Consider the following 19,678-nt stretch of genomic DNA (forward strand, 5'->3'; position numbering starts at 1 on the left):
CCCTCTCATATGCCACAGGCCACCGCTGCGTCGATCGCCGAGCGCATCGTGGCCTTGCGGCGGCAACGTTGGACCGGCAAGCATATTGCCATGGAAACCGGCGTCTCGCCCGCCACCGTCAGCCGGGCTCTCAAGCGTGCCGGACTGTCGCGGTTGAGCGATATCGAGCCAGCCGAACCGGTCCGACGCTACGAGCGCGAGCATCCNGGCGAGATGATCCATATCGACATCAAGAAGCTCGGCCGTTTCGAGCGCATCGGTCATCGCATTACCGGGGACCGAAAAGGACAATCCAACAGCCGTGGCGTCGGCTGGGAGTTCGTTCATGTCTGCATCGACGCCGCCTCCCGCATCGCTTTCTCGCAGATCCTGCCAGACGAGAAAAAGGAAAGCGCCATCGCCTTCCTCAAGGCGGCGGTGGCCTACTACGCCAGCCTCGGCGTCACCATAGCCCGCGTCATGAGCGACAATGGCTCCTGCTACAGATCGAAGGCCTTCGCCAAGGCCTGCCGCGGTCTCGGCCTCAAGCATGTCAGGACAAGGCCCTATACGCCCAAGACCAATGGCAAGGCCGAGCGCTTCATCCAGACAGCACTGCGCGAATGGGCCTATGCCATCGCCTATCCGACTTCAGATCACCGCGCCGCAGAGTTGCCGGTCTGGCTACATCGCTACAATTGGCATCGCCCCCACGGCAGCCTAAAGTCCAAGACACCTATCAGTCGCCTCGCTCTAACCGAGGACAACCTGTTGAGGCTCCACATCTAGCGGTGCGAGAAATGATGCAGCGCGATCGCTGACGCGGCCGCGACGTTCAGGCTGTCAAAACCTTTCGACATGGTGATGCGCACGGTTTGCAGGCGCGCGAGCAGGTTTTCGGGCAGACCTTCGCCCTCGGTGCCGAGATAGAGCGCCAGGCGCCTGGCCGGCTTTGCATCGCGTATCTCGGTCTGTCCACGCGGCGATAGCGCGAACTGCTCAAAGCCGCGCTCGGCGAGCGTCGCCGCAAAGCCCGATGTGTCGGGGAAGGACGCGAACGGCACTTTCAGCGCCGCGCCGACCGAAACGCGGATCGCCTTGCGGTAGAGCGGATCGCAGCATGTTGCGTCCATCAGCACAGCATCGGCGCCGAAGGCAGCGGCGTTGCGGAAGATCGAGCCCATATTGTCGTGGTTGGCGATGCCGACGAGCACCACGATCAGGGCCTGGTCGGGCAAGGCATCCAGCAATAACCCGGCCGGCTGCGGTGTTTCCTTGCGGCCGATGGCCAGGATGCCGCGATGCATGTGAAAGCCGGCGATCGCATCCATGACCGCGCTAGCGACGACGTAGACCGGCAGCTCCGCGGGCGCCTTGCGCAGTACATCCTTCAGGCCGTCCAGCCGGTTTTCCAGGACCAGAACGGATTCGGCGCCGAAGCGGCCGGACGACAAAAGCAGGTCGAGCACCACCTTGCCTTCGGCGACGAAGCGGCCTTGCCGGCCCGCGAGATCGCGTTCGCGGATATCGAGATAGGCGGCGACGCGAAAATCCCGAGGGTCGTCAATGCGAATTGGGTCCATATCCACCGCTCAAAGATCGAGAGCGCGGTTCGTGTATAGGGAAGACACACAAGCCACGCTCCGGAAATCGTCAGCGAGGTAAGCGGCCGCACGAGCGTCCGGTCAAGTCCCGGCGCGGCGCAACCTCTGTGCCATATGGGACAGGTCGTCCCTGCCGCCGCCGAAAATACCCTCCAGCGTGGCAAGCAGTTCGCGCACTGCATCGGATTTGCAGGAGTAGTAGATCATCTGACGGTCGCGGCGAGTTTCCACGAGGTCGAGCGCCCGCAGCTTGGCCAGGTGCTGCGAGAGGGCGGATTGGCTGAGCATCACCTTTTCGGCGATGGCGCCGACCGACATTTCGCCGTCGATCAGATAGCTCATGATCAGCAGCCGTTTTTCGTTGCCCATCAGCATCAGAAATTCGGCCGCCGAATCGGCGTTGGCGATTAGCTTTGTCGAGACCATGAATGCCCCATGCTGTTTGCTCATCGAGACACCATGGGGGCAATGGCGTCTGAATCCATAAATTCACTGCGAAAGGCGACCGACGAGTCAGCGCCACACCTAAAGCCTAGAACATTTCATTCAAATCTCAAGCGTTGCTTTTGATCAAATACAATTAAGTCTCGCTTTCTGCCTGCCCAGCAGCCCGGCCGCTCCTAGCCATGTCGACCAGAACGGGCCGCAATTCGCGTGCCGATGCCAGGGGTTGCGGGAAGAATACCCGGCAAACATTGTCCCCCGACACCAGATCCATGCCGTCTGGGTCCAGGCCGGCGATGGTCCAGCCGTCACTGGGCGCCCCGGCAAAATGATGTGCATAAACGGCGATCGCATCGAGATGGTCGGCGTTCATATGGTCGACGGCGGATTGTTCGCTCGCCGCAAGCTCTTCGATGATCGGTCCGCCGGTGACGAGATCGGAGCGATCGAGCTGATAGGCCTTGCCGAAGCCACCATTGAGGCTGGCGCGTTGCGGCTCAAGGCGGAAGATCGAGAAGTCGCCCAGTCCGGCATAGAGGCCCGCCTTGGGATTGCGGTTGAGATAGCGGCGTTCGGCGCGAACATGCGCGTCCGATCCGCGCTCGAGCCGCGATGCCTGGCAGATCAGCGTCAGGCGCGGATGCGCCAGCGGGTCGCCCTTGCCGGGCTCGCCAAGCAGCAGGGAGCAGCGAGGATCGGCAAGCAAGGCCGGCGTGTGCGCCGAGAGCATCGACACCAGGATCAGCGATGCGCCGTCGATGTCTGTTGCCACGCCGACCCGGCTTACCAGCGGCGACCCGGTCCGCGGCTCCAGCACCGCCAGAGCGCCGAAGCGTGCACTGCGCAGCAGCGTTTTCGCCAGCTGGATCGCTTGGGCGTCGGTCTCGCGGATCACGTCCTTGTTTTGATTTTGCTGCATCAAAACGCTCGCCACAATTTGTTTTCGCTTAGCGATATCACAGGCCGGATTCGGTCCTTGCGACAATTGCCAGTGCCATTTCGTGCTATTTCGGCGCCATGCGGATGGCGCCGTCGAGGCGGATGGTCTCGCCATTCAACATCTGGTTCTCGACGATGTGCAGGGCAAGGGCGGCATATTCGGATGGCTCGCCAAGGCGGGACGGGAAGGGCACGGCGGCGCCCAGCGAATCCTGCACCTCCTGCGGCATGCCGGCCATCATCGGTGTCTTGAAGATGCCGGGGGCGATGGTGCAGACCCGAATGCCGGAACGGGCAAGGTCGCGCGCCACCGGCAGCGTCATGCCGACCACGCCGCCCTTGGAGGCGGAATAGGCGGCCTGGCCGATCTGGCCGTCATAGGCGGCGACCGAAGCGGTGTTGACGATGACGCCGCGCTCGCCGCCCTGCAGCGGCTCGAGCCTGGCGGCGCGGTCGGCGACGAGGCGGATCATGTTGAAGGTGCCGATCAGGTTGACCTCGATCACCTTGCGGTACTGGTCGAGCGGATGCGGCCCATCCTTGCCGATCGTCTTGACGCCGATGGCGATGCCGGCGCAATTGACCAGGATGCGCGGTTCGCCCAGCTTGCTCGCCACCTCGGCGACGGCGGCGGCGCCACTATCGGCGCTGCTGACGTCGCATTGGACGGCAATGCCGCCGATCTCGGCCGCGACCTTGGCGGCGCGGTCGATGCCGACATCGAAGATGGCGACGCGCGCACCCTTGGCGGCAAGCGCACGCGCCGTTGCCTCGCCAAGGCCGGAGCCACCGCCGGTCACGATCGCGATCTGGCCGTTCGGATTCATGGCGTCATCCTTTCCCGGAGCAATTCATAATTTCACGAAAGCGCTGAACACCTTTCTTGGAATTGCTCCAAGAGAGCAGGGACGGATCAGGCCCATATCGCCGGGCAAGGTCAAGCCATTGCCTAGATATGCTCGGCAATCTTGACCTGGCTGGCATGACAGACCTCGCCCGTGAGCCTGGCAACCGCGCCTGAAATGATCTCGTGCGACAAAAGGCGATCGAGATCGACCGGGCGCGGCATTGAAATCTGGCCGCGCGGGATGCGCTTGAAGCCGAGCGGCCCGTAATAGGGCTCGTCGCCAACCAGTATGACGGCTGGCGCGCCGGCCTTGGCGGCTGCCTCCAGGGCGATCGCCACCAGCCGGCGGCCGATGCCGAGATTCTTGAAAGCCGGCCGCACGGCAAGTGGCCCGAGCATCAGCGCGCGACCGGCGCCGGCGGCGATGCGCGTCATGCGCACCGAGGCGACGACGAGGTCGCCGTCGACAGCGACGAAGGACAGCGCGCGCTCGTGGCCGCCAGCTTCGCGGATCTTGTAGGCGGCCAGCACGAAGCGGCCGGGCCCGAAGGCTTCGTCGTTGATGGTTTCGATCTGGATGTCGTGCGCCGGGGTTTCCGGCAGGTATTTCACGTCGGCAAGGCTCATTGTCTTTGCGTTCCGGTACAGAGGATAGGTCGCTGCAAACGGCAGCATTCGCCAGTCAGCGCTTCATCAAGCGCGGGCGCCCTTTCGTCGTCGGTCAAACCGGATCAAAGCAAAGTCGAACATGCGGAGTGTCCGCTAGCATCAATTTTCAACTGCTGCAATCGGCCCGTTCGCTGGCCCTTCCGATTGACGATCTGTTCAGCCCTCGGGGATTTCCGCCTTGCCGCATCGCGCTCTACATGAGGTGGAAACGCGAAAGGACATTGCATGGGATTGCTGGTCGACGGCAAATGGCAGGACCGCTGGTACGACACCAAGGACAGCGGCGGCAAATTCGTGCGGGCGCAGTCGCAGTGGCGCGACTGGATCACGCGCGACGGAACACCCGCCGAGGGCCGCGGCCGCGGCTTCAAGGCGGAACCCGGCCGCTATCATCTCTATGTCTCGCTTGCCTGTCCCTGGGCGCACCGGACGCTGATCTTTCGTGCGCTGAAGAAGCTGGACGGCATTATTTCGGTGTCGGTGGTGCACCATTTCATGGGCGCCAATGGCTGGACGTTTCTCGCCGAGGACGGCGCCACCGGCGACACGCTCTACGGCCTCGACTTCCTGCACCAGATCTACACCAGGGCCGATCCCGCCTATTCGGGCCGGGTGACGGTGCCGGTGCTCTGGGACAAAAAGGAACAGACCATCGTCTCCAACGAGTCCTCCGAAATCATCCGGATGCTCAATTCAGCCTTCGACGAATGGGGCGACGCCAGCCTTGATTTCTATCCGCGAGCCTTGCGCGGCGAGATCGATGCGATCAACGCGCTGGTCTATCCCGCCGTCAACAACGGCGTCTACCGCGCCGGCTTCGCCACCACGCAGGCCGCCTATGAGGAAGCCTTCGGCGAATTGTTCTCGGCCCTCGACACGCTGGAAGAACGGCTATCGACGCAACGCTATCTCGCCGGCGACCGCCTCACCGAGGCCGACTGGCGGCTGTTCACCACGCTGGTGCGCTTCGACCCGGTCTATGTCGGCCATTTCAAATGCAATCTGCGCCGCATCGCCGACTATCCGAACCTGTCGAACTATCTGCGCGACCTCTATCAGGTGGCCGGTGTCGCCGAGACCGTGAACCTGCTTCACATCAAGGCGCACTATTACGCCAGCCACGAAACGATCAATCCGACACGGATCGTGCCGGTGGGGCCGGAGCTAGACTATGGTGCGCGGCATGACCGGGCTCGGTTCAGGAAGGCGGCGTGAGAACCACTTTCGTCCCTGAAGCCTCGCGGTGGCGTTCGGCTATTGTGTCGTGCTGTCCGTGCTTTTTTGTGCGGACTTGGGCATTTTCCGATTTGAATAACCCAGCGCAACAGCGCCAAGCACTATCAAACCCGTAACGAAGGCAACCACTACCCAACCAAAAGCTGGAAGATCAGGCAAATCCCCACTTGCCGAGGCGGCCAGAAGTCCGATTGCCTGGAGTGCAGCTCCGATCACGGCGGAAAATATCATGAGCCGCCAGTATTCGGATTTCGTTGGCAGACGTCCAAAGCGTAGCTTGAAGAACTCGCATGTTGTTCGGGCGGACACATATAGCACAATGAACGGCATAGCTATTGAGCCATGGCCTTGCAGACTTGGAAAAAAGTAAATCACAAACCCGAAAAGGAGGCTTAACCCAATCGCAAAGGCCAAGAAAATAAAGAGAAGGCGACCTAGAGGGGCATTCTGAAAGTTTTCCAAAACAGACGCTCCATTTGGTGCGGCTTGCCGAGCAAGTTGTGCTTTCAGGATAGCAGCGCCGATCCAATTTGAGTAGCCAAGCAAGGCTCCCCCAACTGAAATAATACCGCTTATCACAAGCGCCAGAGCCCATGCCCTAAGAGGCATGTCAATCGCCGATCCCGCGAACAGAGCAAAGCCCATTCTCAAAATTGTCAGCGTCAGGGCAGAAGATCCCACCATTGTCCAGAACTCTTTCCGATTAAAAATCCGGGACTTCTGCCTGATGAAAATCAAATACGTGATAAGCGCAGCGAGGAACTGCATGAAAAAAGTATTTCCTCTTGCGTAGTGCTTTGGAATTGATGGAAGAATAGCGAAAAATATCGCTAGAATAACGATCACTACGATCGCCGATAACGCGAGCGCACCTAGGAATAAAGCAAAATATCGCCAGATATTCGGTTTGTCATCCGATCCTGATTCCATCGTCCGCCCCTCCCGTGCGATCTTAGACCCTATAAATGCTGTATTCCGAGTCTTACAACAGCAATTATTTGCAACACGGTCTACCAATAAGCAGATGTCGGCTTGCCATCAAAAATCTCGGCGATCCGCCGCAGCGTTGCCGGCGTCGTTCCCTCTGGCAAACGATCGAGCGGGAAGAAGCCGGCTTCGGCGATCTCGTGATCGGGCAGCTTCGACGTCGTCTGGCTGAAGTGCTCTATCAGGTAGAAGCCGACATGGTCGCGCCGGCTGGAACGGCGGTTGAAATGCATCGACTTCAGCACTGGCGGGCCGGTCAGGGCGATGTTGCATTCCTCGACAAGCTCGCGCGCCAATGCGTCGGCCATCGTCTCGCCCACCTCGACGCCGCCACCGGGAAGCTGCCAGCCGGGAACATAGGTGTGACGAATGAGGAAGATCGAGTTGGATGCGGTGTCGTGGATCAAGCCGCGCACGCCAAGCGTCATTGGCCGCCGCAGCAGGAAATAGAGGTGAAACAACCTGGCTCGCAGTCCCGGCCAGCCGGTCTGGCGGAAAGCGGCTTCTGCATCGTCCGTCATTGCTAGCGAAACCGTGGGTGGAAAGCCAAGCTCTTGTGGAAAGGAGGGCGCGTGTCGCCTATGAAAGAAACATGTTCAGGCTCGCGCATATTTCCGATGTCCATCTGGGGCCGCTTCCCGATGTAGCCTATCGCGATCTCGCCTCCAAGCGCGTGCTCGGCTACGTCAACTGGCAGCGCAACCGCCGCCGCCACATGCATGATGCCGTCATCGACGCCATCACCGCCGACATCAAGGCGCAAAGCACCGACCATCTCGCCGTCACCGGCGACCTGGTCAATCTGGCGCTCGACGGTGAGATCGAGATGGCCAGGCACTGGCTGGAGACGCTGGGCTCGCCACACGATGTCTCGGTCGTCCCGGGCAATCACGACGCCTATGTGCCCGGCGCCTTCGACAAGGTCTGCCGCTCATGGGCAGCCTGGATGAGCGGTGACGGTGTCAACACACCGGTCGACCGCAACGCATTTCCCTATCTGCGCGTGCGCGGCAATGTTGCGCTGATCGGCGTCTCGACGGCGCGGGCTACCGCACCTTTCATGGCCAATGGCTTCTTCATGGAGGGCCAGGCGGAGCGGCTCGGCAAAATCCTGCGCGACACCGCCGGACAAGGTCTGTTTCGCGCGATCATGATCCACCATCCGCCGGTGCGCGGTGCCGTCTCGCAGCACAAGCGGCTGTTCGGCATCTCCCGCTTCCACAAAATTATCCGCCAGCACGGTGCGGAGCTCGTCCTGCACGGTCATTCGCATCTGCCGTCACTGTTCCAGATCGGGGCTCGTGGCGCCAAGGTTCCGGTGGTCGGTGTCGCGGCCGCCGGCCAGGCGCCGGGCGGCAAGCATCCGGCAGCGCAGTACAATCTGTTCGATATCGATGGCGAAAAGGGCAATTGGCGCATTCGCCTGACACGGCGCGGGCTGACCGGGCCGGCAACACCGCCGTCGGATTTTCAGACGCTGGAGCTTGGTGCGGAGGCCGGCGCTTCTATGGCCTCAAGCTGAGAGCCATGGCCACGATGCGGTCCCAGAAGAGGACGACCGACACCGCCAGGCCGACCAGGGCGCCGGCGGCGATCAGGCCAAGGCCGGACAGGAAGGCCGACCAGCCCTTGCTGCGCGTCGCCAGCCGCAGTGGCGGCTCTGCTTCCAGCACACCGGCGCGTTTCATGCCGGCGACAGCCGGCTCGACCCCGCCTTCCATCATCCGCTGGCGCTCGACGACGCGCTCGGCGACATAGCGCGTGACCTGATCGACAACGGGCTTCGTCTCGGTCGATTCGGCGAGCACCACCCGGCCGATGCGGGTGTCTTTGAGGAAACGGTAGGTGCGGCGGTCGCGCCCCATCGCGACATGGCTGACAGCATCTATCCACAGGCGCGGCTGCAGCCCTGAGGAAACGACGAAGTCGAAATTGTCCATGTCGGTGGGAACATCGGCGAAGACCGGCGCGAGTTCGGCGGCCAGCAGATCGAGACGCATGCGATGCGCCTCGCGCATGTCGACGACGACATCGTCGCGGTCGGCGAAGGCGTTCTTCACATCACGGATGGCATCGGACAGCTTTTTCGACTGGTCGATCCTCTCGCCTGCGTCCTTCATCGGCGTCTGCCTCGCGGGGTTGGTTAACACGGGGTTAACACAGCCGCCGGCAAAATGCACTGCGAGATCGATGTGTCCGGAGACACGCGAAAAGTCAGCCAGTCGCTGCCAAATTCGGACGACGCGGCCTGGCACGGCGGTTCATGTTGCGGCGAACGATATCGGCCACCAGATCGGGCACTTCCTCGGCAAGCATATGGCCGGCCTCCAGCACATGATGCACATGAAAATGCGCCGGCAGGTCATCGGCCTGGGTGGAGGGCAACACGATATCGTCGGCACCCCACACCACCATGACAGGCATGTTCAGCCCGTCGAGACGGTCACGCGGGATAACGCCTTGCCGATCATCAGCGGTCATGGCGGCCGCGATTTCGTTGAGTTTCTGCGCCTGGCCGGGCCGCCCACGCATCTCGCAAAGCACATCCACGATACGTTCCGGAGGCGGGTTGTGAGGGCTGGACATGGCGGCAAGGCAGTCTCTGATCTCGGACGGATCCCGGGCGCTGGCGAAGCGGCGCAGCAGCGGACCATTGATCTCGGGGCCAAGGCCTCCTGGGGCCAGAAGGGTCAGAGACGCTACTTTTTGCGGCTCGGCCAGCGCCATCAGCATCGCCACGGCGCCACCCATTGAATGGCCGACAAGATGAACGCGCTTCAGCTTTCGCGCCGACAGGTCGGCGAGAACCGCCCTGGCGGCCACCTTGGCAGGACCGGCGTCCGGGAAACCGAACGACAGTCCGTGGCCCGGCAGGTCATAGGCAAGCGTGCGCGTAGACGATGGCAGCAAGGAGATCACCTCGCGCCAGACATCGTGGCAGCCGCCGAAACCATGCAGCAGAACGATGGTCTTCGAACCAGCACCTTGTTCGGCGGCATAGAGCGATGAAATCATGAAGGCTGGGGGCTTGTTGCTGGACTGGGAAAACTGCGGGACGCACTGCAAATGCGGCTGAATTGCTCCTCGCCCAGTGCCAAGGCCAGTAAAGTTTTCGCGATTTGTACGGTTGATGACAAAACTTGCCGGCTAACCGGTATTCGATGGTTCCATACAATGGCTCGGCGCGCCGAGCCGTGGATGTTGCTGGCGTCAGCTCGGGTTGCCGAGCCCCGCGGCGCGCAAGGCCTGGACCAGCCGCTCGGTCAGGTCGGCCGGATATTTCCGCTCGACGAAGGTCGCGCGCGGATCGGCGGCAAATTTGGGGAATTTGGTGTTCAGCTCTTCCAGCAGCGTGGTCACCAGATGGTCCTGTCCGGCAGCCTTGGCGCCGATCAGACGCGCCGCCAGATAATGCGATTTAGTTGCCGTGGTTCTCAATGCCATGCTGGCTGCGATGGCCTTGTTCATGTCACCCAGCATGAAATCACCAACGAACAGGCCGTAATCCCACCATGTCGAGTGGCCGCTGAACGTCTCGGCCGCGTGGGTAAGGATCGGCGTTCCCTCCGCGTAGCGACCAGCGAAGATCAGCCCGTAGCCGTAGGCGGCGGCCATGCCGAGATCATAGGGATTGAGTTCATAGGCCTTGCGCATCCAGCGGATCGCTTCGTCCGTATTGCCAAGGCGCGAACTGACGTAGCCATAGGCGCGGTGGGCATAAGGGCTGGTCGGCCCCATCTGCACGCCGCGATGGGCAAACTCGACGGCCTTTTCGATCGTCGCATTGAGCGGATAGGCGTAGTGATCGGAGACCGCCTCGACCTGCAGGGACGCAAGTTCCGAATAGACGAGCGACGATTTTGCCCCGGAATTGGCCAACGTCTCGAGGCAGCGATAAGCGGCCTCATGGGTTCTGGCATTCTGGTCGAGATAATATTTGTCGTTGAGCAGCAGGCATTCGGTCAGGCCGTTTGGCGTGCCAGTCTGCTCGATATAGTTGTAGATCGTGCCCGAGGCTGGAAGTGCCGAGCTCAGCATGTCGGCAACGCGGTCCTCGATAACAGCAGGGGCGCTGTCGGCCGGCGTGAGATTGCGTGAAAGAAGCACCCGTCCAGACGCCACGCTTTGCAGCTCGATCGTAATGTCGCCGGCGTTCGGGCCGGGCAGAATGTCGAAGATGAAGCTGGTGGCCTCGGTGGCGGGATCGTGCCTGTTGATGGTATCGCGACCGATGAAGTCGATCGTATCGAAGCCGCTCAGGCCGGCACGCAGCGACGCGGCGACACGGCTGGCATCGGCACCGTCGGCCTTGACGTCGATGTAAACGAGCGGCAGGGATTCAGCGATCGCCGACGGTACAACGGCGCTGGCTTGGCTGGCGGTCGCGAGTGTAGCGGACAAGTCGTCTCCCGCCAGCAGCGCACCGCTGCCCTGACGCAAGATCAGAATGCCGAGCATGGCGATGACCACGGCGATCGCCATCCAGAAAAACCTGAGATGGCGCGCCACCGAGGGGAGCGGCGCTACCGGCGGCGCCAGCAAGGCAACGGGCGCAATGGTATCGTCGGCGGCACCGAAGTGCTCGGATGGTGCTGCTGCCGCTTCCGTCTGTTCGGCGGGTTTCACCGCTTCCGGCAAACGGATCGCGTTGAGCTCATAGGCAGGCACGTAGCCGCCGCGTGGAATGGCGATGCGGACGGGCTCGGCGACGCCTTCATTGGCGAAATACTGCTGCAGCAATTCGCGCAGCCTTCCTGCCTGCACCCGTACCACGGCATCGGTCGACGGATCAAAATCGCCGTCCTTGCCAAAGACATCCATGGCGATGGAAAAGCCCTTGAGCCTATCGGCTTCGCCAGCCTGCTCGCGTTCGACAAGATAACGGATCAGCTTGCGCGCGCGCTCGGATCTTCCGAACGTTTGGCTGGCAAGCAGTCGTTCCAGTGTCTCGCGCACTGCGGGGGCGGCAGGCGTCGCATGCTGCAAGTGTCGATCCTCTCGAAGTCGGCACAGGTTGAGGTGCAATCATATAGGGACCGCACCGCCACACAAGTGTACAGCCATTATGCGATCACGTACCTAACTGGATAATTCTCCGGTGGTTAATGGCCCGGCCGAAGTCGGCTATGAAACGGCGCGCCGAGGCGCGCTGTCAACATCACCAGCCCGTTGAGGCCAACGCCTTGTTCTGGCTCGAAAAAATCGTGGCGCGAGAGCCGGTCGAACCTCTCGCGCCGATGGCCGGCAGACGCTGGAGCATTTCACCATTTCACGGAAACGGCGAACTGCTCCAACTCTTTGTTTTGACGCAATTCCCAAGGGAAAGCGCCACGCGCTTTTCCTGGGAAAACCGTCTCACACTTTTCCTGGAATTGCTCAGCGCGCCTTGCCGCCAACGATGCGGTTGGCGGCCGAAGTCACCGCTTCAAGAGAGGCGGCGACAATGTTGGTGTTGATGCCGGCGCCGAACAGTTTGCCACCGGGATATTCCATTTCGACATAGGAAATGGCCGAGGCATTCGAGCCGCGCTGCATGGAATGCTCGGAATAGTCGAGCACCGACATCTCGATGCCGACATGGCGCGACAGCGCATCGACGAAGCCGTCGATCGGCCCGGTGCCGGTGCCGGTAATGGTCACTTCCTTGCCGTTGTCGAGGATGACCGCCTCGACCACGCGCCGGCCCTTGACCTCGGTGTCGGGATAGGTGTGGTGGTCGAGGAATTTCAGGCGCGCGCCCGGCTGGTCGACATAGGCCTCGAGGAAGCGATCATGGATGCGCTTGGCCGGCACTTCCTTGCCCTCGGCGTCGGTGATCGCCTGGATCATCTGGCTGAACTCGATCTGCAGATTGCGCGGCAGGTTGAGGCCGTAGTCAGCCTGCAGCACATAGGCGATGCCGCCCTTGCCCGACTGCGAGTTGATGCGGATGATCGCCTCGTAGCTGCGGCCGACATCAGCCGGATCGATTGGCAGATAAGGCACTTCCCACACCGGGGTGTTGGCCTTCTTCAGGGCCTTCATGCCCTTGTTGATGGCGTCCTGATGCGAACCGGAAAAGGCGGTGTAGACCAGTTCGCCGACATAGGGATGACGCTCGGAGATTTTCAGCTGGTTCGAATATTCGTAGACGTCCTTCATCCGGTTGATATCGGAGCAGTCGATGCCTGGGTCGACGCCTTGCGTGTACATGTTGAGCGCCAGCGTGACGATATCGACATTGCCGGTGCGCTCGCCATTGCCGAACAGAGTGCCTTCGACGCGGTCGGCACCCGCCATCAGGCCGAGTTCGGTGGTGGCGATGCCGGTGCCGCGGTCATTATGCGGATGCAGCGAGATGATCAGGTTCTCGCGGTTGTCGAGATTGCGGCACATCCACTCGATGCGATCGGCATAGATGTTGGGCGTCGACATCTCGACCGTCGACGGCAGGTTGATGATCAGCTTGTTGTCTGAAGTCGGCCTGACGATCTCGGTGACGGCGTTGCAGATCTCCAGCGCCACTTCGAGTTCCGTGCCGGTAAAGCTCTCCGGCGAATATTCGAAGCGATAGCCGCCGCCGGCCTTGGCCGCCATGTCGGTGATCATCTTGGCCGCGTCGGTGGCGATGCGCTTGATGCCGCCGACGTCCTTTTCGAAGACGACGCGGCGCTGCAACTCACTGGTCGAATTGTAGAAATGCACAATCGGATTGGTGGCGCCCTTCAGTGCCTCGAAGGTGCGGGTGATGAGTTCGGGCCGGCACTGCACCAGCACCTGCAGCGACACGTCGGCGGGCACATTGCCCTGCTCGATGCACCAGCGGGCGAAGTCGAAGTCGGTCTGCGAGGCCGAGGGGAAACCGATCTCGATCTCCTTGAAGCCCATGTCGAGCAACAGGCCGAACATGCGCGCCTTGCGCTCATGGCCCATCGGGTCGATCAGCGCCTGGTTGCCGTCGCGCAGGTCGACCGAGCACCAGATCGGCGCCTTGTCGATCACTTTCGAGGGCCAGGTGCGGTCGGTGAGGCCAACGGTTGGATAGGGTTGATACTTACGGGCGGCGTCCGGCATGCCTCGGTTCTGCATGCCATGGGCTGCCCCAGGCCTGCCCTTCGCCGCATCCTTGCCGGTTACCGCGGCATCAGGACGGATCTCTTCTCGTGCGTTCATCGTCTTGTTCTCCCGGCGGCTCACGGATCCACCTCAGCGGATTGATGGCGAGCGACGCCTTTACCAGAATTTCGTTCGCTTGATGTGACTTGGCAAGGAGCGTGCGCTTGCGCGGCGGTTCGACCGCCGGGCGCTCCTTCAGCGAACCCGGCGATCGCCGATAAGGCCGAGAAGAAGCAGGGTCGAGGCAAGCGCGCGCACGGTCTCGCCGGCAAAGCCGGTCTGACGGGAAGCGGTGGTGGCGCGCGTGTTCATGCCGGTCCTCATACAGGAGCGGCCTGTTGGAGGCAAGCGGGGGGCTGAATCTGTTGAACATTATCCCTAATGCAGGTGCTCTTCCCCAGGCGCCGCAAATGCGCCAGACTTGGCTGCCGGCGGGGCTGCGGTGCCCTGTCACCGAGAGGGGATTGTCCATGAATTTCGTGTTCTTCTCGCCGCATTTTCCAGCCAACGGCGCCGATTTTTGCGACCGGCTTAAAAAAGCTGGAGCCACCGTGCTCGGCATTGGCGACGCGCCCTACGATGGGCTGGACGGCAGACTGAAGACGGCACTGTCGGAATATTATCGCATCGCCGACATGGAGAACTACGACCAGGTGTTCCGGGCGATAGGGCATTTCATCCACAAATGGGGCCGCATCGACCGCTTCGAATCGCTCAACGAGCACTGGCTGGAGCTGGAAGCCAATATCCGCACCGACTTCAACATCTACGGCACCAAGCTCGATTTCGTGAAGAATCTGAAGCGCAAGAGCCGCATGCGCGCCTTCTTCCGCAAGAGCGGCGTCGAGACCATCGCGCAGCGTAAATGCTCCGACCGCGCAGGCGCCATGACCTTCATCCGCCGGGTCGGCTACCCCGTGGTGGTGAAGCCGGATTCGGGCTCCGGCGCCTCCAACACCTTCAAGATCTCCAACGCCAAGGAGCTCGACCAGTTCTTCCGGGACAAGCCCGAGGGCGTGACCTTCGTCATGGAGCAGTTCATCGAGGGGCTGGTGGTGACCTATGACGGGCTGGTCAATCGCGACGGCGAGGTGGTTCTGGCGGCCAGCCATCGCTACGACCAGAGCATCATGGAGGTGGTCAACAACGACCGCCACATGAGCTACACCTGCTTTCCGCGGGTCAGGCCGGCAATCGAGGAGGCCGGCCGCAAGATCCTGAAGGCGTTCGACGTGCGCGAGCGCTTCTTCCACATCGAGCTGTTCGAAACCAGGGACGACCGCGTCATCGCGCTGGAGGTCAACATGCGGCCGCCCGGCGCCTGGATGACCGATGCGATCAACTACACATTCGACATCGATGTTTATGCGGCCTGGGCCGACATGGTGGTCAAGGACGCCGCCGGGGGACCCTATGAGGGCAAGTATTTCACCGCCTATGCCAGTCGCAAGCGGCGCCTCCACTATTTGCACAGCCATGAGGACGTGCTAGCGGCGCACCGCGACAAGATCGTCCATCATCAGCCAATCGAAGAGGTTTTCAGCCGCGCCATGGGAAATTACGCCTACCAGATGCGCTCGAAGGATCAGGCTGATCTGCGCGAGGCCGTCGCCTATATCCATGCGGAAAAGGCATGAGCCATGGACATCTCCTATCACAAGGCCTTCGCCCGCACTCTCGGCCGCGACATGGAATACAAGCGCTACGGCCACGCCGGCCGGCCGGTGCTGGTGTTCCCGACCTCGCAGGGACGGTTCTACCAGTTCGAGGATTCCGGCGGCGTGGCCTCGCTTGGCGAGTTCATCGACACCGGCCGCATCCAGCTGTTCACGGTCGACGGCATCGATTCGGAATCCTTCTTCAACAAGCATGTCGATGCCGCGCATCGCATCGCCCGCCACGAGGCCTATTTCCGCTATGTGCGCGAGGAGGCACTGCCGGAAATCCTGTCCACCGCATCGGCCGCCAATGGCGGGCGCAGGCTGAAGCCGCTCTTTTCAGGCTGTTCGATGGGCGGCTACCATTCCTCGAACTTCGTCTTCCGTTTTCCCGAACTCGCCAGCGGCGTCATCTCGCTGTCGGGCGTCTATGCGGCCCGCGATTTCTTCGGCAAGGCGCTCGACGGCGACATCTTCTTCAACTCGCCGCTCGATTATCTGCCGGGCATCGTCGACCCCAAGCTGCTGGCCCGGCTGAAGACGCTGAGGCTGATCTTCTGCTGCGGGCAGGGCGCCTGGGAAGAACGCATGCTGGTCGAGACGCGCAAGCTGGAACAGATCCTGCGCGACAAGTCGATTCCCGCCTGGGTCGATTATTGGGGCGGCGACGTCAGCCATGACTGGCCATGGTGGCACAAGCAACTGGTCTATTTCTTCGGCCGCTGGCTGGATGAAGATCTGATGCACAGGCTCGATTGATGACCACGCCCGAACCGATCCGCCGTTTCGTCGAGGCCACCAATGCAGGGGACACGGAAGCTTTTCTCGGCACCTTTACCACCGACGCGTTCCTGAGCGACTGGGGACGGTCTTTTCAGGGCCCCGAGCAGATCGCGCGCTGGAACCAGTCGGACAATATTGGCGTGAAGTCCCATCTCGGCATCGTCAGCATCACGCCGGCGGAAGGCACGTATCGCGTCCGCATCGCCGTCAAAGGCAAGGGCTTCAACGGCGAGGGCGACATGACCTTTACGCTGGATGGCGACCGCATAGCGAGCCTTGTGATCGGCTGATAGAAACCTGAGCAAACTATCCCTCCTGGCACACCGGCGAAGAAACAGCCTCGTGTTCCGCCGCCGATCCGCGACGCAGGCCGAGGAAGACGACAAGGGCGGTGACGATGGTGATTGCCGCCAGCACGATCAGCAGCCTGTCGAATGCCGTTTCGTAGGCCTGGACCAGAACCATGGCGCTGGCCGTCGGCAGATGTTGTGCCGTTTCAGCGACATTGCCGGTCACCAGCAGCTGCGCCGCTGCGGCCGCATCCCTGGGAGACGCTCCTTGACTGGCGAGCTGCGTGGCGGTGAAGCCCGACAAGGTCGCCATGACGATGGCCACCGCCACACCCTCGCAAGCGACACGCGTGGTGTTGAAGATACCGACCGCCATGCCGGCGCGCTCCCTTGGTACGACACTGACGGCCAGCCCGTCCATCAATCCCCAGGGCAAAGCGATGCCGATACCGATCAGCACCAGCGGAGCGACCAGCGCGATGTCGAACGGTGGTGTCAGGCTGAGCCAGACGAGGCCAGCGGCGGCGATGAGCAGGCCCGCGCCGCAGATCGTGGCCGGAGCGATCCAGCGCGCCAGCTGGCCGGCAAGCAGGGGCAGGATCAGCAGCGGCCCCGACAGGCAGATCATCAATTGCCCGGCCTTGATCTCGCTCATCCCTTCGATGCCGATGAAGCGGATCGGCAAAAGCACGAGCAGGACGACGAAGCCATAGGCAGGTGCCGCCGCCAGGAACTGGACGCCGACGAAGCGCGGATAACGAAACAGCGTGAGATCGAGCATCGGCCGGCGCACGCGCCGCTCGACGATAACGAAGGCGGTGAAGAAGAGGCCGGCCGCCGCGAGCAGCGTGATGACGAGGGGATCAGTCCAACCGCTTTGCGGCGCCTGCAAGACACCATAGGTCAACAAGGCCAGTGCGCTCGTGAAAGTGCCGGCGCCCGCCCAGTCGAGGCCGGTCGCATCCGGGTCGCGCGATTCGGTGATGGTGCGCAGGCCGAGGCTTGCCGCGGCAAGCGCGAGCGCTGCGACCAGAACAAAGATCGACCGCCAGCCGAATGCAGAGATGAGCAAGCCCGAGGCGATCGGGCCAAAGGCAAGGCCGATGCCGAAACTGGTGCCGAGGAAGGAGAAGGCGCGCAGCCGCAGCGGTCCTTCGAATTCCTGGGCAAGGGCCGAGGCGCCGCCGGCGAAGGCGGCGGCTGCGCCGATGCCTTGCGCGGCCCTGAACATGTCGAACCAGACGATGTCTGACGCCAGCATCGCACCCAGTGACGCCAGCACATAGAGGCCGAGGCCCGCCAGGAAGATGCGCTTGCGGCCATGATTGTCGGCCAGCGCTCCGGCCGCCATCAGGCTGGCGCCGAAGGTCAGCATGAAGGCGTTGGTCACCCAGTTGAGCGCGATCGGGCTGCCGCCGAGATCGATCGCGACGCGGGAGAGTGCGACGGCCGGGCCGGTGAAGGTCAGGGGCATGGTCATGGCGGCAAGGCATACCGACAAGAGCACGAGCCATCTCTCGGCCGGGCCGGTTGTGGTCTTCAAGGTCATGGGCTTTCCTATCTGAAGAAGCCGCATTCGCCGGCATGCCGCGCGATCACAGCGCCGGTCGCAATGACAAGATAGGTCGACGGCCTTTCAGGAAAAATGGTATTATATCTCCTGATATACCGGACTGAAACGCTCGAATGTAAGAATGCGATGGATCGTCTCAGCGGCCTCATGGCTTTCGCCCGTACCGCCGAGCTCGGCAGCTTCATCGCCGCCGGGCGGGCTCTCGGCATTTCCGCTTCCGCCGTCGGCAAGAGCGTCGCCAGGCTCGAGCAGGAACTCGGCGTGAGGCTTCTGCAGCGCAGTACACGACGCATCGGCCTGACCGAGGAGGGCAGACTGTTCAACGAGCGGGTGCGCCGCATCCTCGATGATATCGACGATGCCGAGGCGATGCTGTCGCGGACACGGGAGACACCGCGTGGGCGACTGCGGGTCTCGACGCCGATCGTCACCTACCATCTGCTTTTGCCGGTGCTGTCGGAGTTCATGGAGCGCTATCCCGAGATCGAGCTCGACATCGATTTCAACGATCGCATCGTCGACGTCATTGAAGAGGGCATCGACGTTGCAATTCGAAGTGGCGAGCTGGCCGATTCACGCCTGGTATCGAGACCGGTTGCGCCCTTTCGCATGCTTTTGTGCGCCGCACCGTCCTATCTCGACCGCCATGGCACTCCTGGCGTGCCGGCGGATCTCGTCAGGCATTTCGGCATAAACTTCCGCTTTCTCAACAGCGGCAGGCTGCTGGAGTGGCCGTTCATTACCGGCGCCGCCGAACCGCGGATCCGCTCGATGCTGACTTGCAACAACATGGAAGCGTTGAAGGGGGCCGCGATCGCCGGCCTCGGTATAGCCTGCATGTCCGATTTCCTGGTCCGCGAGGCGCTGCACGACGGCAGACTGCGCATGGTGCTGGACGATCATGTCGGCGGCCGCGGCCAGTTCCGGATGCTATGGCCCTCCAATCGCTATCTGTCGCCGAAGGTGCGCGTCTTCGTCGATTTCCTTCCCGAACGCCTTGCGGCACCACGATAGGCCGGCGAGGCACGGCCTTGTGATTTCCAGATTGGAAGCGAAAGCGGCACGACGCAGGACGGCCTCGAATTCCTGTCGAAAGGGAGTGACTGAAAATGCAATGGATCGACTTCATGTCCTATCTGTTCGGCGGCGCCTTTCTAACGAATGCCGTGCCGCATTTCGTTAGCGGTGTTATGGGGCGGCCCTTTCAAAGTCCTTTCGCCACACCGCGCGGCCAGGGCCATTCCTCTTCGACCGTGAACGTTCTGTGGGGATTTCTAAACCTGGCGATCGGCTATCTCCTGGTGGTCCGCGTCGGCAGTTTCGATCTGCGGTCGACGGCTGATGTCGTCGCGTTGGGACTCGGTGCCCTCCTGATCGGATTGTTTACGGCGCGCCACTTCGGCCGCTTCAACGGCGGTAATTCGCCAGCCGACGGATGAGCGGTCCGGCAAAAGGCACATTGCGGACAGGCCTGTTCGGCATCTTAGAAGAAATATGATTACTCCAGTCAAGTTTCCTGTGGAAACCCTAGCGGTGCTGTGGCATGCCCGACGATGGCGACGGGGGCCAGATCT

The 19,678-nt window shown here is 62.0% G+C and carries 20 protein-coding genes; 8 read left to right on the forward strand and 12 right to left on the reverse strand.

Annotated features, from left to right (window positions below; genetic code table 11):
* The coding region (locus A3A9_RS0108645) for an IS481 family transposase (protein WP_027058434.1) at window positions 1-768 on the forward strand (768 nt) is incomplete at its 5' end.
* On the opposite strand, the gene A3A9_RS0108650 is transcribed toward A3A9_RS0108645, so the two are convergent.
* From A3A9_RS0108650 to A3A9_RS0108670, 5 genes are all read right to left on the reverse strand, one after another.
* Window positions 765-1,562, reverse strand: a complete 798-nt coding sequence (locus A3A9_RS0108650) for a TrmH family RNA methyltransferase (protein WP_027058435.1) — start codon at window positions 1,560-1,562, stop codon at window positions 765-767. The genes A3A9_RS0108645 and A3A9_RS0108650 overlap by 4 nt on opposite strands.
* A gap of 102 nt (window positions 1,563-1,664) precedes the next feature.
* Window positions 1,665-2,009, reverse strand: coding sequence for an ArsR/SmtB family transcription factor (locus tag A3A9_RS0108655; RefSeq protein WP_027058436.1), 345 nt, complete (start codon window positions 2,007-2,009; stop codon window positions 1,665-1,667).
* A 154-nt stretch (window positions 2,010-2,163) separates the two neighbouring features.
* Window positions 2,164-2,946 (reverse strand): HugZ family protein, encoded by a 783-nt coding sequence (locus A3A9_RS0108660; RefSeq protein WP_027058437.1) that lies wholly within the window; start codon window positions 2,944-2,946, stop codon window positions 2,164-2,166.
* Window positions 2,947-3,031: 85 nt separating this feature from the next.
* Window positions 3,032-3,793, reverse strand: a complete 762-nt coding sequence (locus A3A9_RS0108665; protein ID WP_027058438.1) for a 3-hydroxyacyl-CoA dehydrogenase — start codon at window positions 3,791-3,793, stop codon at window positions 3,032-3,034.
* Between the two features lie 122 nt (window positions 3,794-3,915).
* Window positions 3,916-4,440, reverse strand: coding sequence for a GNAT family N-acetyltransferase (locus tag A3A9_RS0108670; protein ID WP_027058439.1), 525 nt, complete (start codon window positions 4,438-4,440; stop codon window positions 3,916-3,918).
* Window positions 4,441-4,707: 267 nt separating this feature from the next.
* Here A3A9_RS0108670 and A3A9_RS0108675 point away from each other — a divergent pair, with 267 nt between their 5' ends.
* On the forward strand, window positions 4,708-5,697 hold the full coding sequence (locus tag A3A9_RS0108675) for a glutathione S-transferase family protein (protein WP_027058440.1): 990 nt from the start codon (window positions 4,708-4,710) through the stop codon (window positions 5,695-5,697).
* A gap of 39 nt (window positions 5,698-5,736) precedes the next feature.
* On the opposite strand, the gene A3A9_RS0108680 is transcribed toward A3A9_RS0108675, so the two are convergent.
* Both A3A9_RS0108680 and A3A9_RS0108685 read right to left on the reverse strand, forming a co-directional pair.
* A complete protein-coding gene (locus tag A3A9_RS0108680; RefSeq protein WP_027058441.1) occupies window positions 5,737-6,648 on the reverse strand; it encodes an ABZJ_00895 family protein in 912 nt (303 codons plus the stop codon).
* Window positions 6,649-6,728: 80 nt separating this feature from the next.
* A complete protein-coding gene (locus A3A9_RS0108685; RefSeq protein ID WP_027058442.1) occupies window positions 6,729-7,226 on the reverse strand; it encodes an NUDIX domain-containing protein in 498 nt (165 codons plus the stop codon).
* A 71-nt stretch (window positions 7,227-7,297) separates the two neighbouring features.
* Here A3A9_RS0108685 and A3A9_RS0108690 point away from each other — a divergent pair, with 71 nt between their 5' ends.
* Window positions 7,298-8,227, forward strand: a complete 930-nt coding sequence (locus tag A3A9_RS0108690) for a metallophosphoesterase family protein (RefSeq protein WP_027058443.1) — start codon at window positions 7,298-7,300, stop codon at window positions 8,225-8,227.
* Here A3A9_RS0108690 and A3A9_RS0108695 read toward each other — a convergent pair.
* The 4 genes from A3A9_RS0108695 to leuA all read right to left on the reverse strand — a co-directional run bounded on the left by A3A9_RS0108695 (window position 8,211) and on the right by leuA (window position 13,758).
* Window positions 8,211-8,825: a hypothetical protein gene (locus tag A3A9_RS0108695; protein WP_027058444.1), complete on the reverse strand. Its 615-nt coding sequence runs from the start codon at window positions 8,823-8,825 to the stop codon at window positions 8,211-8,213. The two genes, A3A9_RS0108690 and A3A9_RS0108695, sit on opposite strands and share 17 nt — an antisense overlap.
* 94 nt (window positions 8,826-8,919) lie before the next feature.
* Window positions 8,920-9,720 carry an alpha/beta fold hydrolase gene (locus tag A3A9_RS0108700; RefSeq protein WP_027058445.1) on the reverse strand — a complete coding sequence of 267 codons (801 nt, stop codon included), beginning with the start codon at window positions 9,718-9,720 and terminating at the stop codon, window positions 8,920-8,922.
* A 195-nt stretch (window positions 9,721-9,915) separates the two neighbouring features.
* Window positions 9,916-11,691, reverse strand: coding sequence for a tetratricopeptide repeat protein (locus A3A9_RS0108705; protein ID WP_027058446.1), 1,776 nt, complete (start codon window positions 11,689-11,691; stop codon window positions 9,916-9,918).
* Between the two features lie 390 nt (window positions 11,692-12,081).
* Window positions 12,082-13,758, reverse strand: coding sequence for a 2-isopropylmalate synthase (gene leuA / locus A3A9_RS0108710; protein ID WP_027058447.1), 1,677 nt, complete (start codon window positions 13,756-13,758; stop codon window positions 12,082-12,084).
* 512 nt (window positions 13,759-14,270) lie between these two features.
* Here leuA and A3A9_RS0108720 point away from each other — a divergent pair.
* From A3A9_RS0108720 to A3A9_RS0108730, 3 genes are read left to right on the forward strand one after another with little or no spacing between them, the layout of a single operon-like run.
* Entirely contained in the window at window positions 14,271-15,437 is a 1,167-nt protein-coding gene (locus tag A3A9_RS0108720) for an ATP-grasp domain-containing protein (RefSeq protein WP_027058448.1), read from the forward strand.
* 3 nt (window positions 15,438-15,440) lie between these two features.
* Window positions 15,441-16,217, forward strand: coding sequence for an esterase family protein (locus A3A9_RS0108725; protein WP_027058449.1), 777 nt, complete (start codon window positions 15,441-15,443; stop codon window positions 16,215-16,217).
* The gene (locus A3A9_RS0108730) at window positions 16,217-16,531 is read left to right on the forward strand and encodes a nuclear transport factor 2 family protein (RefSeq protein ID WP_027058450.1); all 315 of its coding nucleotides are present in this window, start codon (window positions 16,217-16,219) and stop codon (window positions 16,529-16,531) included. Before A3A9_RS0108725 ends, A3A9_RS0108730 begins: the two co-directional genes overlap by 1 nt.
* Before the next feature lie 16 nt (window positions 16,532-16,547).
* Here A3A9_RS0108730 and A3A9_RS0108735 read toward each other — a convergent pair whose 3' ends face one another.
* The gene (locus tag A3A9_RS0108735) at window positions 16,548-18,080 is read right to left on the reverse strand and encodes an MFS transporter (RefSeq protein WP_027058451.1); all 1,533 of its coding nucleotides are present in this window, start codon (window positions 18,078-18,080) and stop codon (window positions 16,548-16,550) included.
* Between the two features lie 150 nt (window positions 18,081-18,230).
* On the opposite strand from A3A9_RS0108735, the gene A3A9_RS0108740 reads away from it, so the two are divergent.
* On the forward strand, window positions 18,231-19,118 hold the full coding sequence (locus A3A9_RS0108740) for a LysR family transcriptional regulator (RefSeq protein ID WP_027058452.1): 888 nt from the start codon (window positions 18,231-18,233) through the stop codon (window positions 19,116-19,118).
* A gap of 95 nt (window positions 19,119-19,213) precedes the next feature.
* A complete protein-coding gene (locus tag A3A9_RS0108745; protein WP_027058453.1) occupies window positions 19,214-19,543 on the forward strand; it encodes a hypothetical protein in 330 nt (109 codons plus the stop codon).
* Window positions 19,544-19,678 lie beyond the last annotated feature (135 nt).

This window comes from Mesorhizobium loti CJ3sym, assembly GCF_000472785.1.
Taxonomy (GTDB): domain Bacteria; phylum Pseudomonadota; class Alphaproteobacteria; order Rhizobiales; family Rhizobiaceae; genus Mesorhizobium; species Mesorhizobium loti_E.